Source organism: Nonomuraea sp. NPDC049637 (assembly GCF_040675235.1).
Classification (GTDB): domain Bacteria; phylum Actinomycetota; class Actinomycetes; order Streptosporangiales; family Streptosporangiaceae; genus Nonomuraea.
This window is the reverse complement of sequence record NZ_JBFAOM010000030.1, coordinates 23,575-43,180: the sequence shown is the minus strand read 5'-3', so window position 1 is coordinate 43,180 and position 19,606 is coordinate 23,575. Positions and strand designations below refer to the sequence as shown.

Annotated in this window: 13 protein-coding genes; 8 read left to right on the top strand and 5 right to left on the bottom strand. The window is 75.7% G+C overall.

Going from position 1 to position 19,606, the window contains the following annotated elements; genetic code table 11:
* Positions 1–21: 21 nt before the first annotated feature.
* The 4 genes from AB0J71_RS33240 to AB0J71_RS33225 all read right to left on the bottom strand — a co-directional run bounded on the left by AB0J71_RS33240 (position 22) and on the right by AB0J71_RS33225 (position 5,276).
* On the bottom strand, positions 22–1,239 hold the full coding sequence (locus AB0J71_RS33240; RefSeq protein ID WP_364417828.1) for a hypothetical protein: 1,218 nt from the start codon (positions 1,237–1,239) through the stop codon (positions 22–24).
* Positions 1,236–2,846 (bottom strand): carbamoyltransferase C-terminal domain-containing protein, encoded by a 1,611-nt coding sequence (locus AB0J71_RS33235; protein ID WP_352330275.1) that lies wholly within the window; start codon positions 2,844–2,846, stop codon positions 1,236–1,238. The genes AB0J71_RS33240 and AB0J71_RS33235 overlap by 4 nt, the downstream gene beginning before the upstream one ends.
* A 4-nt stretch (positions 2,847–2,850) precedes the next feature.
* The gene (locus tag AB0J71_RS33230; RefSeq protein WP_352330277.1) at positions 2,851–4,089 is read right to left on the bottom strand and encodes a hypothetical protein; all 1,239 of its coding nucleotides are present in this window, start codon (positions 4,087–4,089) and stop codon (positions 2,851–2,853) included.
* Positions 4,090–4,214: 125 nt separating this feature from the next.
* Positions 4,215–5,276 (bottom strand): trypsin-like peptidase domain-containing protein, encoded by a 1,062-nt coding sequence (locus AB0J71_RS33225; protein WP_352330278.1) that lies wholly within the window; start codon positions 5,274–5,276, stop codon positions 4,215–4,217.
* A gap of 167 nt (positions 5,277–5,443) precedes the next feature.
* Between AB0J71_RS33225 and AB0J71_RS33220 the strand changes: the two genes are divergently transcribed.
* Together AB0J71_RS33220 and AB0J71_RS33215 are read left to right on the top strand one after the other, a co-directional pair.
* Positions 5,444–6,103 (top strand): AMP-binding protein, encoded by a 660-nt coding sequence (locus tag AB0J71_RS33220; RefSeq protein WP_364391307.1) that lies wholly within the window; start codon positions 5,444–5,446, stop codon positions 6,101–6,103.
* A gap of 69 nt (positions 6,104–6,172) precedes the next feature.
* Positions 6,173–8,647, top strand: coding sequence for a LuxR C-terminal-related transcriptional regulator (locus AB0J71_RS33215; protein WP_364417826.1), 2,475 nt, complete (start codon positions 6,173–6,175; stop codon positions 8,645–8,647).
* Positions 8,648–8,688: 41 nt separating this feature from the next.
* Here the strand turns inward: AB0J71_RS33215 and AB0J71_RS33210 are convergent, their stop codons facing one another.
* A complete protein-coding gene (locus tag AB0J71_RS33210) occupies positions 8,689–11,994 on the bottom strand; it encodes a BTAD domain-containing putative transcriptional regulator (protein ID WP_364417824.1) in 3,306 nt (1,101 codons plus the stop codon).
* A gap of 214 nt (positions 11,995–12,208) precedes the next feature.
* Here AB0J71_RS33210 and AB0J71_RS33205 point away from each other — a divergent pair, with 214 nt between their 5' ends.
* From AB0J71_RS33205 to AB0J71_RS33180, 6 genes are read left to right on the top strand one after another with little or no spacing between them, the layout of a single operon-like run.
* On the top strand, positions 12,209–13,834 hold the full coding sequence (locus tag AB0J71_RS33205) for an amino acid adenylation domain-containing protein (RefSeq protein WP_364417822.1): 1,626 nt from the start codon (positions 12,209–12,211) through the stop codon (positions 13,832–13,834).
* 14 nt (positions 13,835–13,848) lie between these two features.
* Positions 13,849–14,067 carry a phosphopantetheine-binding protein gene (locus AB0J71_RS33200; RefSeq protein ID WP_364417820.1) on the top strand — a complete coding sequence of 73 codons (219 nt, stop codon included), beginning with the start codon at positions 13,849–13,851 and terminating at the stop codon, positions 14,065–14,067.
* Positions 14,064–15,392: an FAD-dependent oxidoreductase gene (locus tag AB0J71_RS33195; protein WP_352324384.1), complete on the top strand. Its 1,329-nt coding sequence runs from the start codon at positions 14,064–14,066 to the stop codon at positions 15,390–15,392. Before AB0J71_RS33200 ends, AB0J71_RS33195 begins: the two co-directional genes overlap by 4 nt.
* Complete coding sequence (locus tag AB0J71_RS33190; protein ID WP_352324383.1) at positions 15,385–17,082, top strand: class I adenylate-forming enzyme family protein; 1,698 nt, start codon at positions 15,385–15,387, stop codon at positions 17,080–17,082. Before AB0J71_RS33195 ends, AB0J71_RS33190 begins: the two co-directional genes overlap by 8 nt.
* Positions 17,079–18,551: a lysine 2,3-aminomutase gene (locus AB0J71_RS33185; protein WP_364417818.1), complete on the top strand. Its 1,473-nt coding sequence runs from the start codon at positions 17,079–17,081 to the stop codon at positions 18,549–18,551. The genes AB0J71_RS33190 and AB0J71_RS33185 overlap by 4 nt, the downstream gene beginning before the upstream one ends.
* Positions 18,548–19,606 carry a hypothetical protein gene (locus AB0J71_RS33180; protein ID WP_364417816.1) on the top strand — a complete coding sequence of 353 codons (1,059 nt, stop codon included), beginning with the start codon at positions 18,548–18,550 and terminating at the stop codon, positions 19,604–19,606. Before AB0J71_RS33185 ends, AB0J71_RS33180 begins: the two co-directional genes overlap by 4 nt.

Genomic DNA, 19,606 nt, shown 5'->3' with positions numbered 1-19,606 from the left:
TCGCCGGCCGGGCGGGCCACGTCAGCGCCGCCCATCGCCGCGCACCTCGAAGCGCAGCGCCCGGGTCACGGCGGCGGCGGCGGCCGCGTCCAGCTCCGCCGGGCCGGAGGCGTGCACGACGAACCAGCCGAGCCGGTCGGAGACGTCGCGGTAGGGCCGCACCCGCTGCCCGGGGCGGGCCAGCAGCACCAGCTCGGCCACCTCCGGCAGCGCCCTGGCCGCCGCCACCCCGGACACCGACACCAGCTCGCCCGCCCGCCCGGCGGTCAGCACCTGCCACAGGACCGGCCGGGGCGGGTGCGGGCGCAGCTCGATCGGCAGGCCGACCGCCGCCTGCACGGCGGCCCGCACCGGATCGACGCCGTGGCAGGACCGCACCATGTCGTCGGTGCCGTTGCCGCCCGTGCGCAGCCCGAGCTCGATGACGTACGGCCGGCCGTCCGGGGTGACGATCAGGTCGAGGTTGAGCGGGCCGCACCGGTAGTCCAGACGCTCGCAGACCTTGTCCATGATCGAACGCGTGGTGTCCAGGACGCCGCCGGGCAGCCCGGCCGGCATCCGGCGGCTCATGGTCAGCACCAGCGGCGGCGGGCTCACCGTCTGCAGGCTGGTCGCGACGAACGCCACGCGCCCGTCGTCCACGACGCACTCGCAGTTGCACAGGATCCCGCGGATCTCCTCCTCGACCATCACCAGCCCCCCGTACGAGCTGCGCCGGGCCTCCTCGGCGGCGGCGCGCACCTCGCCGGCGGAGGCGCACCTGCTCACCCCGCGCCCGCTCTGGGCGTCGGCGGGCTTGACCACCACGGGGAAGGGCAGCCCGCGCGCCCGGACGGCCAGGTCGGCCGGGTCGTCGCCGACGATCCACGGGTAGGAGGACACGCCCAGGTCGTCGAGGATGCCGCGCAGCACCCATTTGTCCACCGAGGCCCGCGCCGCCGTCTCCGACAGCCGGCCCGGCAGCCCGTACGCGTCGGCCACCGCGCGCAGCGCGGGCACCGCGACGTCGCTGGCGGGCGCCACCACGCCCGCCAGGTCGGCGCGCCCGGCGAGCGCGGCCGTGACGGCGGCCGGGTCATGCGTGCTGACCGGCAGGTACTCGTCGGCGAGGGCGACGCCGGGCGCGCCGGCCGAACGGTCGACCGCGATCGTGCGCAGGCCCAGGCCGGCCGCCGCCCGGTAGGTGGACAGCGAGCCGTCGGCGGCCCCGAGCACCACCAGGGACCTCGCGCCGCTCATCGGCCCGCCTCCCGGTCGTCCCAGTCGTCGGTCCGCGGCTTGCGGGCCCAGAACGGGCCGAGGGCCAGCGCGTCCGCGCCGGTCCTGAGGTAGCAGGCGACGGCGTCCTCGGGCGTGCACACGATCGGCTCGTCGTCGTCCCGGAAGGAGGCGCCGGCCAGCATCGGCACGCCGGTCAGCGCCTCGAAGCGGGTGATCAGGGAGTGGAAGAGCGGGTTGGCGGCCCGGCTCACCGTCTGCACGCGGGCGCTGCCGTCCACGTGCGTGATCGCGGGCACCTCGCCGCGGCGGTGGTCCAGCACGTCGAACCCGAGCAGCATGACCGGCGAGGGATGTCCCTCGGCGAAGTAGTCCGCGGACCGCTCGGCCAGGCACGACGGCGCGAGCGGCAGGAACGGCTCCCGGCGCCTGACCCGCTCGTTCATGCGCGCGGCGGACGTGGGGTCGCGCGGGTCGGCCAGCAGCGAGCGGTTGCCCAGGCCGCGCGGCCCGCACTCCGTCCGGCCCTGGAACCAGCCCACGATCAGGCCGTCGGCGATGCGGGCGGCGGCGTGCCCGGCGATGTCGTCCGGCCGCCGGTAGTCCACGCCCGCGTCGCGCAGCGCCTTCTCCATGCGTTCCGCGGTGAAGCCGGGCCCGGCGAAGACGTGACCGCCCGCCGGGCGGGGCCTGCCGTACCGGCCGACGCTCACCTCCAGCGCCGCGCCGAGCGCGGCGGCGGCCGGCTGGGCGAACAGCTCCTCGAAGCCGGACTCGGCCAGCAGGCGGCCGTTCAGCATCGGGTTCATCGCCGTCTCGCCGGCCACCGCGAGCCGGGTCGCCCCGGTCGTCTCGCGCAGCCATCGGGCCAGGTGCAGTCCGGCCCGCTCAAGGGTGGCCTGGAGGGCGAAGGCGACGTCCACGGCGTGCTGGGTGAGGGTCTCACCAGCGGACGGGGGCGGCGGGCCGAAGGCGTCGAGGAACTTCGCCGAGACGGTGTGCCGCCCGCCGCCCGGATCTGGGTCGAACCAGCTCAGGTCCAGCTCGTGGCCGCCGTACGGGGTCAGGCGCAGCAGGTCGGCGAAGGGCTGCACGTAGGTGTCGCCGCCGTACGCCGCCAGCGCCATCACCTTGTCCTCGTCCAGGCCGGGACGGAAGCCGAGGTAGCCGGTGACCGCCGCGTACAGGGCGCCCAGCGCGTGGGGGTGACCGACGTGCCGCAGGTGCCTGATCCGGTCCCCGTCGGCGACGGCCAGGCCGGTGCCGGTCCCGTCCATCGTGAGCACGGCGGCGGAGTCGAACGGGCTCACGTGGAAGGCGCCGGCCGCGTACGCGCGGTGGTGGTCCACCCGGTGGACCCCGAACCCGGCCGGCCCGGTGTGCCCGGCGGCCTCCTTGACCTCCCAGCCGGGCGGGGAGCCGGTCCGCTGTCCGTGGAAGGCCACGTGGTCCACCTCGTCCAGGCCGATCCCCGCCTGTTCCAGGCAGTACGCGACCGCCCGGCGGGGGAACCTGCCGTCGTGCCGGACGCGGGTGAGCCGCTCCTCCTCGGCGAACGCCACGATCTCGCCGTCGCGCACCAGCGCCGCCGCGGAGTCGTGCGCCCGGGAGATGCCCATTACGTACATGTCGTCACTCCGAGTTCCGCGAGATCAGCATCCGGCGCATCACATGGGCCTTCACGGGCACCCCGAGGGCGAGCGCCACCAGGCCCCCGGCCGCCCCCGACCACGGCACGACGACGACCGCCAGCGAGGCGGTGGCCGTCAGCCCGGCGAACGCGCCCGCCGACGTCACGGCGAGCACGTCGTTGTTGGTGTTCTCCACCAGGTAGGCCGCGTACATCACGGTCAGGAACAGCGCGAGAACGACGACGACCAGCCCGGCCAGCACCGGCGGCGACGTCGCGAGCCCCCACCCGAGCAGGACGGCGCAGGCGACGGCGACGGCGGCCCCCGCCCACCCGGCCCGGCCCAGCAGCCGTGCCGCCCGCTCCCGCCCGGCCCGTCCGGCGAGCCCGCGCAGCCGTCGCGAGGTCGCGGGCTGCGCGACCCGCAGCAGGTAGATCACGAGCTGGCAGACCGCGACCGCCGGCAGCAGCGCGAGATACAGCACGCCGCTCTGCCCGGCCCGCCCCGAGGCGCCGAGCACCAGGTACACGACCGCGAAACAGAGCGCGTCGCACAGGTCGGCCGCCCCCAGCAACCAGGCGGCCCGCGACAGCGGACGCAGCAACGCCCGCCGCCCGCGGCCGGGGGGACGGCGCAGCCAGTCGCGGGGGAGCGCCGCGAGCGCCCCGCAGGTCACCGCGACCGTCCCCGCCAGGACGAGCAGCAGGTGCGTCAGCGGCGGCCAGCCGGTCCACAGGGTGGCGGCGGTGACGGCGAGAACGACGCCGCCGCTCGCCGCGAAGGCCGCCGTGTCCAGCACGGGCCGGCCCCGTACGCGGTGCAGCCCGGAGACCGTCATCAGCAGGCCCGTGCAGGCCGACCACGCCCCGGCCGCGAGACAGAGGGCCGCCACGGACGACGGCGCGGCCACCGCCACGGGAACGAGCACCGCCAGCAGCACCGCGACCGGCGCGGCGGACATGGCCACCGTCAGCCGGGCCACCGCCGGGCCGGTCCGGCTGACCCGCGCCAGCGTCTTCAGCGCCGCCTTCTCCGGCGCGTCCGCGACCAGGAGCAGCCATCCGCACAGCCCGAGCGCGGTGGCGTAGTGGCCGAACGTCACCCCGTCCCACACGGCCGCCGGCGCCGCCGCGGCGACCTGCGTACCGGCCCGGAACGCGCCCCGGCCCGCCAGCAGCCGCAGCACCGCCACCGGGCGGAGGCGGGACGCGGCATGGGCGTCGGCACTGGTCTGGGTCAACGTGGTCCCCCGTCGGTCGCCTGACGGCGTGGTGGCGTTCGTGCGCCGGGTCAGAGCGTCCGCCGCGCGGCCGGAATACCGGCCGGGGGGCCCAAAACAGATCAGCCGGCGGACGCCGGCGGTGGTCAGGCGGCACCGGAGCGTTGTGCGGCCTGGTAGACGGCCATGGCCTCGTTCCCGAAGAACGGGCCGAACATGAAGTCGGGGGCGAAGTCGTACTTGAAGCTGTTGACGGAGTTCAGCCAGCCGAGGCCGCTGGCGGTGTCGAAGCCCTCGAACCACGGCCCGCCGCTCGACCCGCCGGTCATCGCGCAGCGCAGCCCCTGGTCGCGGGTCCTGACCGGGTCCTTGAACACCCGACCACTGCAGAACACCAGGTCAGAGCCGTCGAAGGGGGCGGCGGCCGGGTATCCGAAGGAGAACATCTGCCGTCCGGTGGGCTGGTTGAAGGCCACGCCCTGGCCGCCGACGACGTCCGTGAGCGTGCGTCCCTGTAAGGGCGCGACCACGGCGGCGGCGACGTCGAAGTTGATGTCCTCGCTGGTGTTCCACTGCTGGGTGGTCAGCAGCCGGGTGGCCACCCACGTGCCGAACGGGCGGCGGCCGTCGTCGAAGCCCGGGACGAACACCCAGTTGCGGTGGGCGGCGCCGTTCATCTTGACGCAGTGGCCCGCGGTCATCACCACGCTCTCGTTGGCGCTGGTCACCGCGGTGCCCGAGCAGGAGGCCGTACGCCCCTCGGCGGTGGTGAAGAAGACCCGGCCGACCGTGCGGGCGACGCCGCCCCCGTCGGCCCACGCCTGGCCCGGACTGTCCTGCGCGGGCGCCGCCCGGCGGGCCGCCGCCGTGCTTCCGGCGAGCGAGGAGGCCGCCCCGCCGGTCCGGGAGCCGGTAAAGGACGAGGTCGTGATCCGGCGGCTGCCCGTGACCCCGCGCGTCGCCCAGGGCGTGCCCTGCGTCGGCCCGCCGGAGGACGTCCCGCGGCGCGGCACGGGCGCGGACAGCGGCCTGGCCGCCCGCATGCGCTCCGGCGTCCAGTACTCCATGACGGTCCTGCGCTGGGACGACGAACCGGCCCCCGACCAGCCCACGGGCCCGCGGTCCAGGGCGGTCCCGGCCTGCGCGGGGACCGGCGCGCCCGCCACGGCGAGCGCGACGACGGCGAGCAGGGCGACTCTGCGGTGCATGACGTACCTCCGAAACCGGAACCGGGATCTGCCGTCAGGAGGTACGCGCGCCGCCCCCGCGCGGGCTCAAGCCATGCGCGATCGGGTATGGCCGCGGCCGGATTACACACCCGGTTACACACTCTGGACCATGCCGCCCGGCCGCCCCCCTTCCTAGCCTGGGGGCCATGACTGGTTGGACGGAGACGGTCCTGCTGCGGGCCGCCGCTCTCGGCCCGCGGGTGGCGGTCGCCGAGGCCGCGAGCGGCGCCACGCTCACGTACGGCACGCTCGCCGTCCGCGCCCGCCAGGCCGCCCAGGGCCTGCGGCGGCGGGGCCTGCGCCCCGGCGACCCGGTGGTGGTGCTGCTGCGGGGCGGCTGCCACCTGCCCGTCGCCGGGTACGCCGTGCTCGCCGCGGGCGGCGTGGTCGTGTCCATCCCCGGCGGACCGGCCGCCGCCGGCGCCCGCATCATGATCACCGACCGGGACGACGCCGACGCCATCGCCCAGGAGGCCGACATCCGGCAGGTCTACTCCTTCACCGGCATCCCCGGCACGGCCGGCTTCGACAGCCTGCTCGGCGCCGACGGCCCGATCGAGCCCACCGCCCGGCTCACCACCGCCCGCAAGGTGGGCGCGGCCGACGTCGTCCTGGTCGCCGGGGCCGACCTGCGGGCCTACGACATGGTGCTCGGCGCGGGCGCGCGGCTGGTCGCGGCGCACGAGCCCGACCCCGCCGAGTGCCGCAGGATCATCGCCGAGCACGACGTCACCCTGCTGATCGACGCGCGGCTTCGGGTCGTCCCGGTCCGCGCCCCCGGTCCCGCGCTTGGGGCAAACCTCTGACAGCTCGTGAGGGCGGTGTCACACTGGGTGCCAATCCTGGGGTCCAGACACATGAGGATCATGGTGACGTTGCTCAGACACAACCTTCCCGCCGAGCCCGACAGGTTCATCGGCCGGGAACGGGACCTGGACGAGCTGTGCGGGCTGGTCGGTGAGGTCAGGCTGCTGACGCTCAGCGGCGTCGGAGGCACCGGCAAGACCCGGTGCGCGCTGCAGATCGCCTCCCGGCTGGTCCCGTCCTTCCCCGACGGGGTCTGGCTGGCCGAGCTGTCCAGGCTGACCCGGGCCGACCTGCTGGTCCACGAGATCACCAAGGTGCTGGGCGTGCACGAGGAGGGCGTGCGGCCGCTGCTCGACACGCTGGTCGACTTCCTGCGCGGCAAGAAGCCGCTGCTCGTCCTGGACAACTGCGAGCACCTGGTCGAGGCGTGCGCCGAGCTGGCCGAGCGGCTGCTGTCCTCCTGCGAGGACCTGCGGCTGCTGGTGACCAGCCGGGAGCCGCTGAAGATCCCCGGCGAGCTGGTGTGGCGGGTGCCGCCGCTGGCGCTGCCCGGCCCGGCGGAGGCGGCCGAGGAGGTCGAGCGGGTCGAGTCCGTGCAGCTCTTCCTCGACCGGGCGCGGTCGGCCGGGTCGGGGCTCGCGGTCACCGGCGCCAACGCCGGCGACATCGCCCGGCTCTGCCACGCACTCGACGGCCTGCCGCTGGCCCTGGAGCTGGCCGCGGCCAGGACCGCCGCGATGTCGCCCGGCCAGATCTCGGCCCGGGTCAACGACCGGTTCCGGCTGCTGACGGCGAGCGGCCGTACCGCGCCGGCCCGGCAGCGCACCCTGCTGGCCACCCTGGAATGGAGCCACGACCTGCTCTCGCCGCAGGAGCAGGTGCTCTTCAGGCGGCTCGCGGTGTTCAGCGGGCCGTTCACCCTCGACCTGGCCGAGTCCGTCTGCGCGGGGCCGAGCCTGACCGCCGCCCAGGTCCTCGACGTGCTCAGCGGCCTGGTCGACAAGTCGCTCGTGCTGTTCGACCAGCGCAGCTCGTGCTATCGGCTGCTGGAGTCGGCCCGCCAGTTCGCCGCCGGGAAGCTGGAGTCCGCCGGCGAGACCCGGCAGCTGCGCGACCGGCTGCTTCACGGCCTGGCCGACCTCGCCCACCACCACGGCCGCGACGTGTGGGCCACGCCGGGCCTGACCTGGCCGCAGCGCTACGCCCGGCTGCTCGCGCTCCAGGACCTGCTGGGCAACGCCCGCGAGGCCCTGTCCTGGGCCGTCGAGTCCGGCCTGGCCGAGCCCGGCCTGCGGCTGGCGTGCGGCTACATGCCGCTGTGGGCCGGGTTCGGCGAGCTGACCGAGGGCCGCCGCTGGTACGAGAGCCTGCTCGCGCTGCCCGCCGCCCGCCCACTCCGCGACCTGTCCGCCGAGGCCCTGCTCCACCACGCCAACCTGGCCTACGAGCAGCAGGACGCCGCCGCCTGCGGCGAGTCGGCCGCCCGCGCCCTGGAGCTGCGCCGGGCGACCGGCGACGACTTCATGCTGGCCTTCACCCTCGTGATCGCCGGCATGTACGTGGGCACCAAAGGCGACATCGCGCTGGCCGCCGAGCGCGGCGAGGAGGCCCTGGACCTGGCCCTGCGCGTCGGCAACGGCCTGATCGAGGCGTCGGCGCGGCTGCTGCTGTCCGGGGTGGCCGCCTTCCAGGGCCTCCGGCGCGAGTCGCTCACCAGGGGCGAGGAGGCCATCGAGGTCTACTCCCGGTTCGGCCACCGGTGGGGGGTCACCAGGGCCCACCTGGAGCTGGGCCGCTTCGCCGACTTCCTCGGCGACCTCGACAGCGCCCGCCGCCACCTGGAGGAGTGCGCCGAGCTGGCCGAGGAGATGGGGGCCAAGCCCGTCCTCGCCACCAGTCTCGGGCTGCTCGGCGCGGTCCTGGCCCGCCAGGGCGAGGCGGAGCGGGCCAGGGCGCGGCTGGCCCGGTGCGTGACGCTGAGCCGGTCCATGGGCCAGCACCTGCCGATCATCTCCGCGCTGGTCGCGCTGGCCGTCCTGGCCGAGAAGCAGCACGACCTGGAGACCGCCGTACGCCTGTGGGCCGCGGCCAAGGCCATGGAGGAGCGGCTCGGGCTGCCCGTGTGGACCTCCGCCACGCCCGAGCCGCTGCTCGCCCGCGCCCGCGCGCAGGCCGGCGAGGGGCAGGTCCAGCTCTGGTGGACGATGGGCGGCGGCATGACGGAGGAGGAGGCCCTGCGTTACGGCCTGCGGGGCGAGCGGCCGGCCCAGGGCGCGGCGCGGCCCGCGTCGGGGCCCGCGTCGGGCAGTGCGTCGGGCAGTGCGTCGGGCACTGCCGCCGGCCCGGCGTCGGTGCTCACGCCGCGCGAGCGGGAGATCGTCGTGCTGATCAGCCGGGGGCTGTCCAACCGGGCCATCGGCGAGGAGCTGTTCATCAGCCCGGCCACCGCCGCCCGGCACGTCGCCAACATCCTGCTCAAGCTCAACTTCGGCTCGCGCACGCAGGTCGCCGCCTGGGCCGCGGAGCACGGCGTCCTCCACTGATCCCGGCGAGACTGATCCCGGTGGGGCTCCGGCGGGGCCGGTCATCGGCCTGCGGCCACCTCGGCGGGCCGGGCCGGTGGCGGGTCCAGGACCGCCGTGAACAGGTCGCCGGCCCGTGCCCGGAACCGCTCGGCGGCCGGCTCGTCGCCGGTGCGGCGGTGGGCGCGTCCCAGCGTCACCAGGGCCCGCGCCTCGCCCAGCTTGTAGCCGCAGCCGGCGTGGACGCGGGCCGCGCGGGCGGCGTAGGAGATGGCCAGGCCCGGGTCGCCGGCCGCCAGCGCCGCCTCCGCGCCCGCCGCCAGCGCCGCGCCCTGCACCAGCACCGCGCCCGCCTTCCTGGCCAGCGCCAGCGCCGCCAGCGTGTCGCGCATGGCGGTGATGTGCTCGTCCAGGCGGGTACGCGCCACGGCCAGCCCCACGAGCGCGTCCGCCTGGCCCACGGCGGCGCCGATGCCGCGGGCCCGCTCCAGCGCGGCGTTCAGCTGCCCGACGGCGGCCCCGGGGTCGGTCTGGCAGCGGATCCGGCCGAGCCCTAGCAGGGCGTCCAGCTCCAGCTTGGGATCGCCGACCGCCAGCGCCCGCCGCAGCGCCTCCTCGGCGTAGCCGAGCGCGTCGGCCCGCCGGCCCGCGTCCAGGTGCACGTCGGCCAGTTCCCGGCACAGGTCGGCCTGGTACCGTTCGCCGATCGCGGCGCCGAGCCCGCGCGCCGCCGTCAGGCACCGGACGGCCTCGCCCAGCCGGCCGGTCAGCCGGAGCACGTTGCCGAGGCTGGCCAGCGCGGCGGCCTCGGTCGCCGGCAGTCCGCGGTCGCGGCAGAGCGACACCGCCTCGCTCAGGCGTTCCTCGGCGGCGTCGAGCCGGCCCATCTGGGTCAGCGCCAGCCCGAGGTCGACGAGCGGCACGGCCCCCACCCGCGCGGAGCGCCTTGAGCCGTCCACGGCCAGGGTCAGCAGCCGCCGGGCCGCGCCGAGCCTGCCCTGCTGGAGGTGGACCACGCCGAGCGCGGCCAGCGCCGCGAGCTTCCCCTCCGGCCAGCCCGCCAGTTCGGCGGCCGTGAACGCCCCCCGCAGCTCCGCGACCGCCTCGGTCAGCTCGGCGGCCCGCCACCGGGTGGCGGCCAGGCAGTGCCCGACGGCCGCCTGGCCCAGGTGGTCGCCGGCCGCGCGGGCGGCCCGCCGCACGTCCCGCAGCACGTCCGTCCAGCCGGGCTGGCCGCCGGTCAGGTCGAGGTAGCCGTTCATGGCGTCGATGAGCCGCCAGGCGTCCGGGTGGTCGGTGGCGTTCCGCACGGCGGCGACGAGGTTGGCGCGTTCGGCGTCCAGCCAGGCCAGCGCGGCGGCGGCGCCGGGAAAGGCGGCCGGACGGCCGGAGCCGTCGGCGGGGGCGCGCAGCAGGTGGGGGTAGGCGACGTCGCCGGCCTCCCGGACCATCCGCAGGTACCAGGCCATCAGCGCGTCCAGGGCGCGGGCCCGTCCCGGCGGGGACTCCTCGGCCAGCACGCGTTCGCGGGCGTACTCCCGCATCAGGTCGTGGAAGGTGTACCGGCCCGGCTCCGGCTCCTCGACCAGGTGCGCGGCGGCGAGCCCGGACAGCAGCCGGTCGGCCTCGGCGGGGACGGTCCCGGCCAGCGCGCCGGCCGCCCCCGCGGTGAACGTGGGCCCGGGGACGAGCGCGAGCAGCCGGAACAGCCGCCGCGCCGCCGGATCCAGGCGGTGATAGGACAGGTCGAACGCGCCGCGCACGGCCGCGTGCGGATCTCCGGTGACCGCCAGGGCCGATAATCGGGTGCCGGTGAGCCGGCGCACCTGACCGGCGATGTCGCCGGCGGCGTCCCCGCCCGGCCTGGCGAGGATGCCCGCGGCGGCGATGCGCAGCGCCAGCGGCAGCCTGCCGCACGCCCTGGCCAGGTCGAACGCCGCGTCCCGCTCGGCGGCCAGCCGTTCGCCGCCGAGGATCCCGCCGAACAGCGTGACCGCCTCGCCGGTGGACAACACGCCGAGCGGGACGGGGATCGCACCGTCCCGGGCGACCAGGCCGTCCAGGCGGTCCCTGCTGGTGATCACGGTGGCGCAGCGATGTCCGCCCGGCAGCAGGGGGCGGACCTGCTCCTCGCTGCCGGCGTTGTCCAGCACGACCAGCACCCGCCGGTCGGCCAGCAGGCTGCGGTAGGCCGCGCTGGCCTCCTCCACCGTGCCGGGCACGCGCTCGGCGGGCAGGCCCAGCCCGCGCAGGAACCGGCCGAGCGCCTCGATCGGCAGCAGCGGCCGCTCGGCCGAGTGTCCGCGCAGGTCCACGTAGAGCTGGCCGTCGGGGAAACGGTGGCGGTTGCGGTGGGCCCAGTGCAGGGCCAGGGCCGTCTTGCCGGAACCGCCCGCGCCGGTCAGCACCGAGATCGCCGTCCCCCCGGCGGCCGGGTCGCCTCCGTCTGCGGGCGCGTCGCCGCCGGCCGCGAATGGGTCGCCGCCGGGCGTGAGCAGGTCGAGCAGCCGGAGCTGGGCCGTGCGGCCGGTGAACTGGCCGGGGGCGGGCGGCAGTTGGGCGGGTGTCACCGTTTCCCGGGAATTGGCCGGCCTGATCGGCGGAACGTTCCCGCGCAGGATGCGCTGGTGCAGTTGCCGCAGCTCGGGGCCGGGGTCGAGGCCCAGTTCCTCGGTGAGGCGGCGGCGGGTGCGCTCGTAGCGCTCCAGCGCGTCCACGCGGCGGCCGGCCCGGCACAGCGCCAGCATGAGCAGGCCGACCAGCCCCTCGCGGAACGGATGCTCGGCGACCAGCGCGATCAGCTCGGGGACCAGCACGGCCGCGCGGCCCGCCCGGACCTCGGCGTCCAGGCACTCCTCGACGGCGCCGAGGCGTTCCTCGGCCAGCGCGTCGCGCAGCCGGTCCAGCAGCTCGCCGCCGGAGACGCCGGTCAGCGGCTCGCCGCGCCACAGGGTCAGGGCGCGGCGCAGCCCGGTGGCCTGCCGCTCGGCCGTCTCCCCGGCGCGTGCCCGGGTGACCGCCGTCCGGAACTCGTGCACGTCCACCTGCCCGGGGTCCAGGCCGAGCTGGTAGCCGCGTGGGCGGTAGGCGATGGTGACGCCGGCCGCGGCCAGGAGGGGACGCAGCCGGGAGACGTACCCCTGCACCAGGTTGCGCGCCCCGGCCGGCGGCCGTTCGCCCCACAGGCCCTCGATCAGCCGGTTCACCGAGACGAGTCGGCCCGCGTCCAGCGCGAGCAGGGCCAGCGCCGCGCGCTGCCGGGGCGGCCCGAGCGGGATCTCCTGGCGCCCCCGCCATGCCCGGACCGCCCCCAGGAGCCCGATCTTCAGTACGTCCGCCAGACCCGCCCGTGCTGTTTCGTCTGACATATCGCATTTCCCCTTTGCCACGTCGCAGGCCGCCATACAGGAGACATGACAGGCAGTACAGCCGAAATCCTGACGCCATCAAGCCCCCGTGCAGCGCCCTGCTGCACTCTGAACGCGATCTCGCTTGGGTTCGCTCCACATTCGCTTGACACGGGCTGACAGACGCGCCGACGCGCGGCCGGCCCCGTCGCGTCACCCCGGGGAAGAGGCAGCGTTGTCCGAACCGCACCACGACGTTCTCCAGGAGTTCGCCCGCACGGCCGGGCTCCATCCCGATCGTCCGGCCCTGGTCCACGACGGTCGCACCGTCACCTACGCCGAGCTGGCCGCCTGGGTCCGCGCGATCGCCCGGCGGCTCGGGCCCGATCCCGGGGCGGTGGGCGTGCCGGCGTCCCGCACGCCGGGGACCGTGGCCGCGCTGCTCGGCACGCTGGCGGCGGGCGGCGCGTACGTGCCCGTCGACCCGGCGCACCCGCGGGCCCGCCGGCAGGCGATGCTGGCGGCGGCCGGCTGCCGCACGCTGATCGCGTCCGGGCCGGACGCATGGGCCCCGGACGGCGTCCGGGTGATCGAGCCGCCCGATCACGGCGACCCCGGCGACGACCCGGCGGGCGAGCTGCCGGTCGTCGCGGGGGACGCGCCCGCGTACGTGCTGTTCACCTCCGGTTCGACCGGCGCGCCCAAGCCCGTGGTGACGCCCAGGCGGGCGATCTCCGTCGTGACCGGGGCGCTGCGCGAGCTGTTCGGCATCACCACGGCCGACCGGGTGCTCCAGTTCGCCTCGCTGAACTGGGACACCTGCCTGGAGGAGATCCTGCCCGCCCTGACCGGCGGGGCGGCGCTGGTCTTCCACGACGGCGCGCACTCGGGCTCGTTCCGCCGGCTGTCGCGCGCGGTCGCCGAGGAGCGGATCAGCGTGCTGGACCTGCCCACGGCGTTCTGGCACGAGCTGGTACGGCACCTGACCGACGAAGGGGCCGCGCTGCCTCCGTGCGTCCGGCTGGTGATCATCGGCGGCGAGGCCGTCAGCCCGTCGCGCCTGGCGGACTGGCGGGCCCTGGACACCGGCGGCGTCCGCCTGCTCAACACCTACGGGTGCACGGAGACCACGCTCATCACGCACGCGATCGACCTGCACGGCCCGATGGCCGACAGGGTCGCGGAGGAGCGGGTGCCGGCGGACCCGTCCGGCTCGGCGGTGGGGGAGCGGACGTCCGCGGACTCGTCCGGCTCGGCGGTGGGGGAGCGGGCGTCGGCGGCGGGGGAGCGGGTGCCGATCGGGTGGGCGCTCGCGCACGTCGAGCAGCGGGTGAGCGCGGAGGGCGAGTTGCTGGTCGGCGGGCCGGCCCTGGCGCTGGGCTACCTGGGCCTGCCGGAGGCGACCGCCGCGCGCTTCGTCGTCCCGGAGGCGGGCGGCGGGCGGTTCTTCCGCACCGGGGACCGGGTCACCGTGACCGGCGGCGGGGCGCTCGTCCACGAGGGACGGCTCGACCACGAGCTCAAGATCCGGGGCATCCGGGTGGACCCGGCCGAGGTCGAGGCGCACATCGCCGGCCATCCGGGCGTGGGCGCGGTGGCGGTGGCGGGCGTCACGGTCGCCGACCACACCACCCTCGCCGCGTACGTCGTCCCCCGCCCGCCGACCGGCCGGGACGCCCAGGACCCGGAGTCCGGCCGGGGCGCCGAGGGCGGGCTGGCCGCCGAGGTGCGGGACTACCTGCGGGACCGGGTGCCGGGCCACCTGGTGCCCAGCCGGATCACCGTCGTGCCCGAACTGGCCTACACCACCAGCGGAAAGGTCGACCGCGCCGGTTCGCACCGGCGCTACACCACCAACTGAAGGAGATCATGCACGTGGACGTCACCGCCGTCTCTGACATCTTCCGGCGGGTACTGGAAAACCCTGAAATAACGGATGAGTCCGACTTTTTCGTCTTGGGTGGGGATTCGCTGCTCGCCACCCGCGTCCTCAGCGCGATCGCCCGCGACTGCGGCGCCGAGCTGGACTTCGACGACTTCCTCGACGCGCCCACCCCCGCCGCGCTGGCCAAGAAGATCGCGAGCCTGGCATGAGGGTCGTCGTCGTGGGAGCGGGCCTCGCGGGGCTCACCGCCGCCGCCGACCTCGCCGCGTCCGGCGCCGAGGTCACCGTGATCGAGGCCAGGGACCGCGTCGGCGGGCGTACGCACGGCATCGAGGTCGCCCCCGGCGGCTGGGCCGACGCGGGCGCGGCGTACCTGGGGGAACGGCACACCGCGCTGACGGCCCTGCTGGCCGAGCTGGACCTGAAGACCACCCCGGCCACCGTGGACGGCGCGGCCAGGTTCGCGCTCGGCGGCGAGCCCGGGACCGGCCGGTTCCCGCCCCTGTCGGCGGTCGCGCTGGGCGGCCTGTTCGACGCGCTGGAGGAACTGGCCGCCGCCGTCCGCCCCGACGCCCCCTGGCTGACCCCGGACGCCGCCCGCCTGGACGCCACCACGGCGGCGGACTGGGCCGCCGAGCACCTGACGCATCCGGACGCGCGGCTGTTCTTCCCGCTGTTCGCCGGCGAGATGATGGCCGCCGACCCGGCGGACGTGTCCGTCCTGCACCTGGCCTTCTACCTGCGCTCGGGCGGCGGCCTGCGCTACCTGAACGCCTTCGCGGGCGGCGCGCAGGAGGACCGGATCGACGGCGGCGCCCACCAGGTGTGCCTGCGCCTGGCCGCCCGGCTCGGCGACCGGGTGCGCCTCGGCGAGCCGGTGCGCGCGGTCCACCAGGACGCGACCGGCGTGGACGTCGTCACCGCGACCGGCGCCACCAGGGCGGACGCGGTGGTGGTCGCCGTCCCGCCGGCGCTGGCCGACGCCGTGGAGTTCCGTCCGGGCCTGCCCGCGCCGCGGTCGGGCCCCCGTACGGCGCCCGGCTGCGCGGTGAAGGTGCACCTGGTCTACCCCGCGCCGCTCTGGCGCGGGCAGGGCCTCTCGGGCTGGTCGGTCAGCGCGGACGGCCCCCTGCTGTCCACCGTGGACGACTCGCCCGCCAATGGCTCGGCGGGCGTGCTGACCGGGTTCGTGACCGGCGCGCAGGCCAAGGCGTTCGCCGCGCTGCCCCCGCGCGAGCAGGCCGAGCGGGCGCGGGCCCAGGTCGCGCGGCTGTTCCCCGGGCTGCCCGCCCCGGACGCCTGCCACGTGACCGACTGGCTGAGCGACGAGCACAGCCGGGGCTGCTACGCGGCGCTGTTCGGGCCGGGCGACTGGCTGCGGCTCGGCCCGCGGCTGACGACCCCCCACCAGCGGGTGCACTGGGCCGGCACCGAGACGAGCACCGAGTTCTTCGGCCTGATGGAAGGCGCCATCCGCTCAGGACACCGGGTGGCCGCGGAGATCGACGCGACGTGGAGGCACATCCATGACTGACCAGACCCCCATCGCCCCCCTTGCCGTACGGCAGGGGTTCATGACCGAGCCCGGCCTCGGCGCGGGCAACTTCCTCGACCACGCGCTCGCGGCCAACCCCAACCGGTCGGTGCCGTTCGTTTTCAGCCACCACACCGACCACCGCGGCCAGGTCGTGTTACGCGGCCACAGCCTGACCGACCTCGCGGCCCTGCGCGACCGGTACGCCACCTGGTACCACGCCAACGGCGTGCGGCCCGGCGAGCCCGTGGGCGTCGTGGTCGCCGAGGGCCTGGAGCCGCTGCTGCACTTCCTGGCGCTCACCGCGCTCGGCGCGATCCCGGCGATGGTCAACGACGCCATGCGGGCCGACGTCATGGCCGGCTACCTGGAGCACGTCGGCGTGGTGGGCGTGGTCGCCGACGACACGACCCGGTTGCAGCTCGCCTACCGCAACACGCCGCGCGCCCGGCCCCGGTTCGTCGCCCTGGCGGCCGAGGTACGGGCCCACGACGCGGCGTCGGGCGGGCTGCCGGAGCAGTACCCGTACCGGCACGAGCCGGACGACGTGGTGGCGCTCATCCACTCCTCCGGCACCACCGGCACTCCCAAGTCCACCATCCTCGGACATCGCAGCTTCTGGGACGGCAAACAGCTCCGGATGGTGCGTTTCCCGGCGGAGCCGTACGACCGGTTGATGTCGCTCATGCCGCACACGCACGCAGGCGGGCTCAGCTACTTCCTCACCGCGGTGCTGCTCGGGCTGCCGACCGTGATCATGTCGGACTGGCGGCGGGCCGGGGTTGAGCCCGTCATGGAGGCGTTCCAGCCGACCATGGTGGCCTCGTTCCCGCGCACGTTCGTCGAGCTGGCCACCGGCGAGCTGCCGGTTCGCGGTGCGGCCAGGGTGCACTCCTGGTTCAACACCGGGGACAGCGCCCACTACGGCCACATCCGGCGGCTCGTCCAGCTCGGCGAGCGGCCCGCGGGGCTGATCAGGTCGTGGCTGCTGCCGCGCGGCGAGGCCGCCGGCGAGCCGCTGCCCGGCTCCCAGTTCGTGGACGGGCTCGGCTCCTCGGAGATGGGCATGGCGCTGTTCGGCCAGGTCACCTCCCCCGAGACGCCGCGCGCCGACCGCTGCGTGGGCAAGCCCCAGGACGCGGTGATCAAGGCCGCCGTGCTCGACGAGAACGGCCGGGAGCTGCCCGACGGCGAGGTCGGCCTGTTGGGCGTGATCACCCCGTCGCGCACCCCCGGCTACTGGAACGACCCCAGGCTGACCGGCAGCTTCGAGCTCAACGGCTACTGGCTCACCGGCGACGTCGCCCGCCGGGACGCCGAGGGCAACTTCTACCACCTCGACCGCACCGTGGACGTGATCGACACCGCGGCCGGGCCGGTCTACAGCCTGCCCGTCGAGGAGGTCCTCATCGCCGACTGCGCGGACCTCGTCCAGGACTGCTCGGTCGTCGGCGTGCCGGGGCCTGAGGGGCAGGTGCCGATCGCCGTCGTACGGGCGCAGGCCGAGGCCGCCGCGGTCACCGCCGAGGAGATCAGGGAGAAGGCCAACAAGGCCCTGGCCGACGCGGGCCTGGCCACGCTGGCCGCGGTGATCCTGGCGCGTACCGAGCAGGACTACCCGCTCGGCCCCACAGGCAAGGTGCTCAAGCGCGAGCTCCGCACCCGGCACGCGGCGCTGTTCGCCGGATGAGCCCGAACGACGACAAGCCCCGCCGCCCCGCCGCCGACGTCGAGACCGCCCGGTCCGGGGCCGCAGGGCCCGGGGCCGCGGGGTCCGGGGCCGCCCGGTCCGGGGGTGCGGGGTCCGGGGCCGCCGACCGCCCCTATGTGTACGCGCGGCGGGCGCTCGCCGAGCCCGACTGGCGGCGGCTGCCGGGGTGGCGCGGGGTCACCGAGGCGCAGTGGCGCGACGCCCAGTGGCAGCGCGCCCACTGCGTGCGCAACGCGGCGCAGCTGCGCGCCGTGACCGGCGACCTGCTCCAGGACGCCTTCCTCGCCGACCTGGCCGCCGACGCGGCCCGGTACGCCACCATGTCCATCCTGGTCACGCCCCAGCTCCTCAACGTCATGGCACCGGACGAACCGGGCGATCCGGCCGCGTTCACGGCGGCGTTCCTGGCCAACCCGGTCCGCCGCTACCTGCTGCCGGTCGCCTCCGACCGGCACCCGGTCTGGCCGAGCCATCCGCGGGCCCAGCGGGACTCGCTGCACGAGGCCGAGATGTGGGCGGTGGAGGGCCTGACCCACCGCTACCCGACGAAGGTGCTGGCCGAGCTGCTGGCCACGTGCCCGCAGTACTGCGGCCACTGCACCCGGATGGACCTGGTCGGCACCTCCACCCCGCAGGTCGTCAAGGCCAGGCTCACGCTCAGGCCGGTGGACCGGCAGGAGCTGATGCTGGACTACCTCAAGCGCACGCCCGCCGTCCGCGACGTGGTGGTCTCCGGCGGCGACCTGGCGAACATGCCGTGGCCGCGGCTGGAGGCGTTCCTGCTGCGGCTGCTGGAGCTGGAGTCCGTACGCGACATCCGGCTGGCCACCAAGGCGCTGGTCGGGCTGCCGCAGCACTGGCTCCAGCCGGCCGTGGTCGAGGGCGTGGGCCGGGTGGCCGCCGTCGCGCGGGCCCGCGGGGTGAACCTGGCCGTGCACACCCACGCCAACCACGCCCGCTCGGTGACGCCGCTGGTCGCCGAGGCGGCCGCGGCCCTGCTCGCGGCCGGCGTGCGGGACGTGCGCAACCAGGGCGTGCTCATGCGCGGCGTGAACGCCACCCCGCACGACCTGCTCGACCTGTGCTTCGCCCTGCACGGCGAGGCCGGGATCCTGCCCTACTACTTCTACGTCTGCGACCTGATCCCCAACGCCGAGCACTGGCGCACCCCGCTGCACCAGGCCCGGCGCCTCCAGGAGGCCATCATGGGCCACCTGCCCGGCTACGCCACGCCCCGGATCGTCTGCGACGTGCCCTACGTCGGCAAGCGCTGGGTGCACCAGGCCGCCGCCTACGACCGCGAACGCGGCGTCTCGTACTGGACCCGGAGCCACGGGATCGGGCTGGAGCCGCCCGGCCCGGAGCGCCGCTTCCCCTTCTACGACCCGATCGACACCCTGCCCGAGCCCGGCCGCCGCTGGTGGGCGAGCCAGAAGGGAGAGTCATGAGCCCGTTGCGCCGTTTGTGCTGGATCTTCCCCGACCGGGAGTCCACCCGGGCCACCGCGATGTGGCACCCGTTCTTCTGGGACCTGTACGAGGAGGTCGCCGCCGAGCTCGGCCTGCGCTGGACCAGGAACTCCCCGGACTCGGTCACCGCGGACGCGCTGGAGCCCGGCCGGCCCCGCGTCTTCGTGGACGACGAGCCCGTCACCCCCGAGGACACGCTCTTCATCACCGCCCTGTACTCCCTGCCCTACCAGTCGATGGACGTCTTCAACCAGTACGCCCTCTACGCCGTGCTGGAGGAGGCCGGCTTCTACCTGCCGTTCCCGCCGTCCCTGTCGCCGGTGGCCAACGACAAGCTGGCCACCGTCCTGCGGCTGCGCGACTCGCCCGTGCCGCCGATCCCGACCCTGCGCATCGGCACCGGCCGGGACACCAGCAAGCACCTGTACGAGGCCGCCATCGACGGCCTCACCTACCCGGCCCTGGTCAAGCCGGCCGGCTGGTGCGGCGGCGGCGGGGTGAACCTGGCCCGCGACTCCGAGGAGCTGCGCGGCCTGGCCAGCCTCGCCCAGGGCGGCGACACCACGCTCGTCGTCCAGCCCTACCTGGGCGACGGCACCGTGGACTACCGCGTCTACGTCGTGGACGGCGAGCCGTACGCGGTCATGAAGCGCATCCCGGAGCCGGGCTCGCCGGTCGCCAACGCCAGCAGGGGCGGCACGATGGAGTTCCCGCCCGTGCCGCCCGAGCTGGCGGCGGCCACGGCGTACTTCTACGAGCGGCTGCCCATCCCGTTCTTCTGCGTCGACTTCCTGCACGACGGCGAGCGCTACTGGTTCTCCGAGCTGGAGCCCGACGGCGTGATCGCGCCCGACCTCGGCGACCCCGCCCGCACCCTCCAGCGCGACGTCACCCGCGCCCGCTGGACGGCCTACCGCGACGGCCACACCCGCTTCCTCAAAGACCGTCTCTCGCCGGACCGCCTCCCGCACGACCGCCTTCCGCAAGAACGTCTCCCGCAAGAACGCCTTCCGCACGAACCCGAGAGCTGGTGA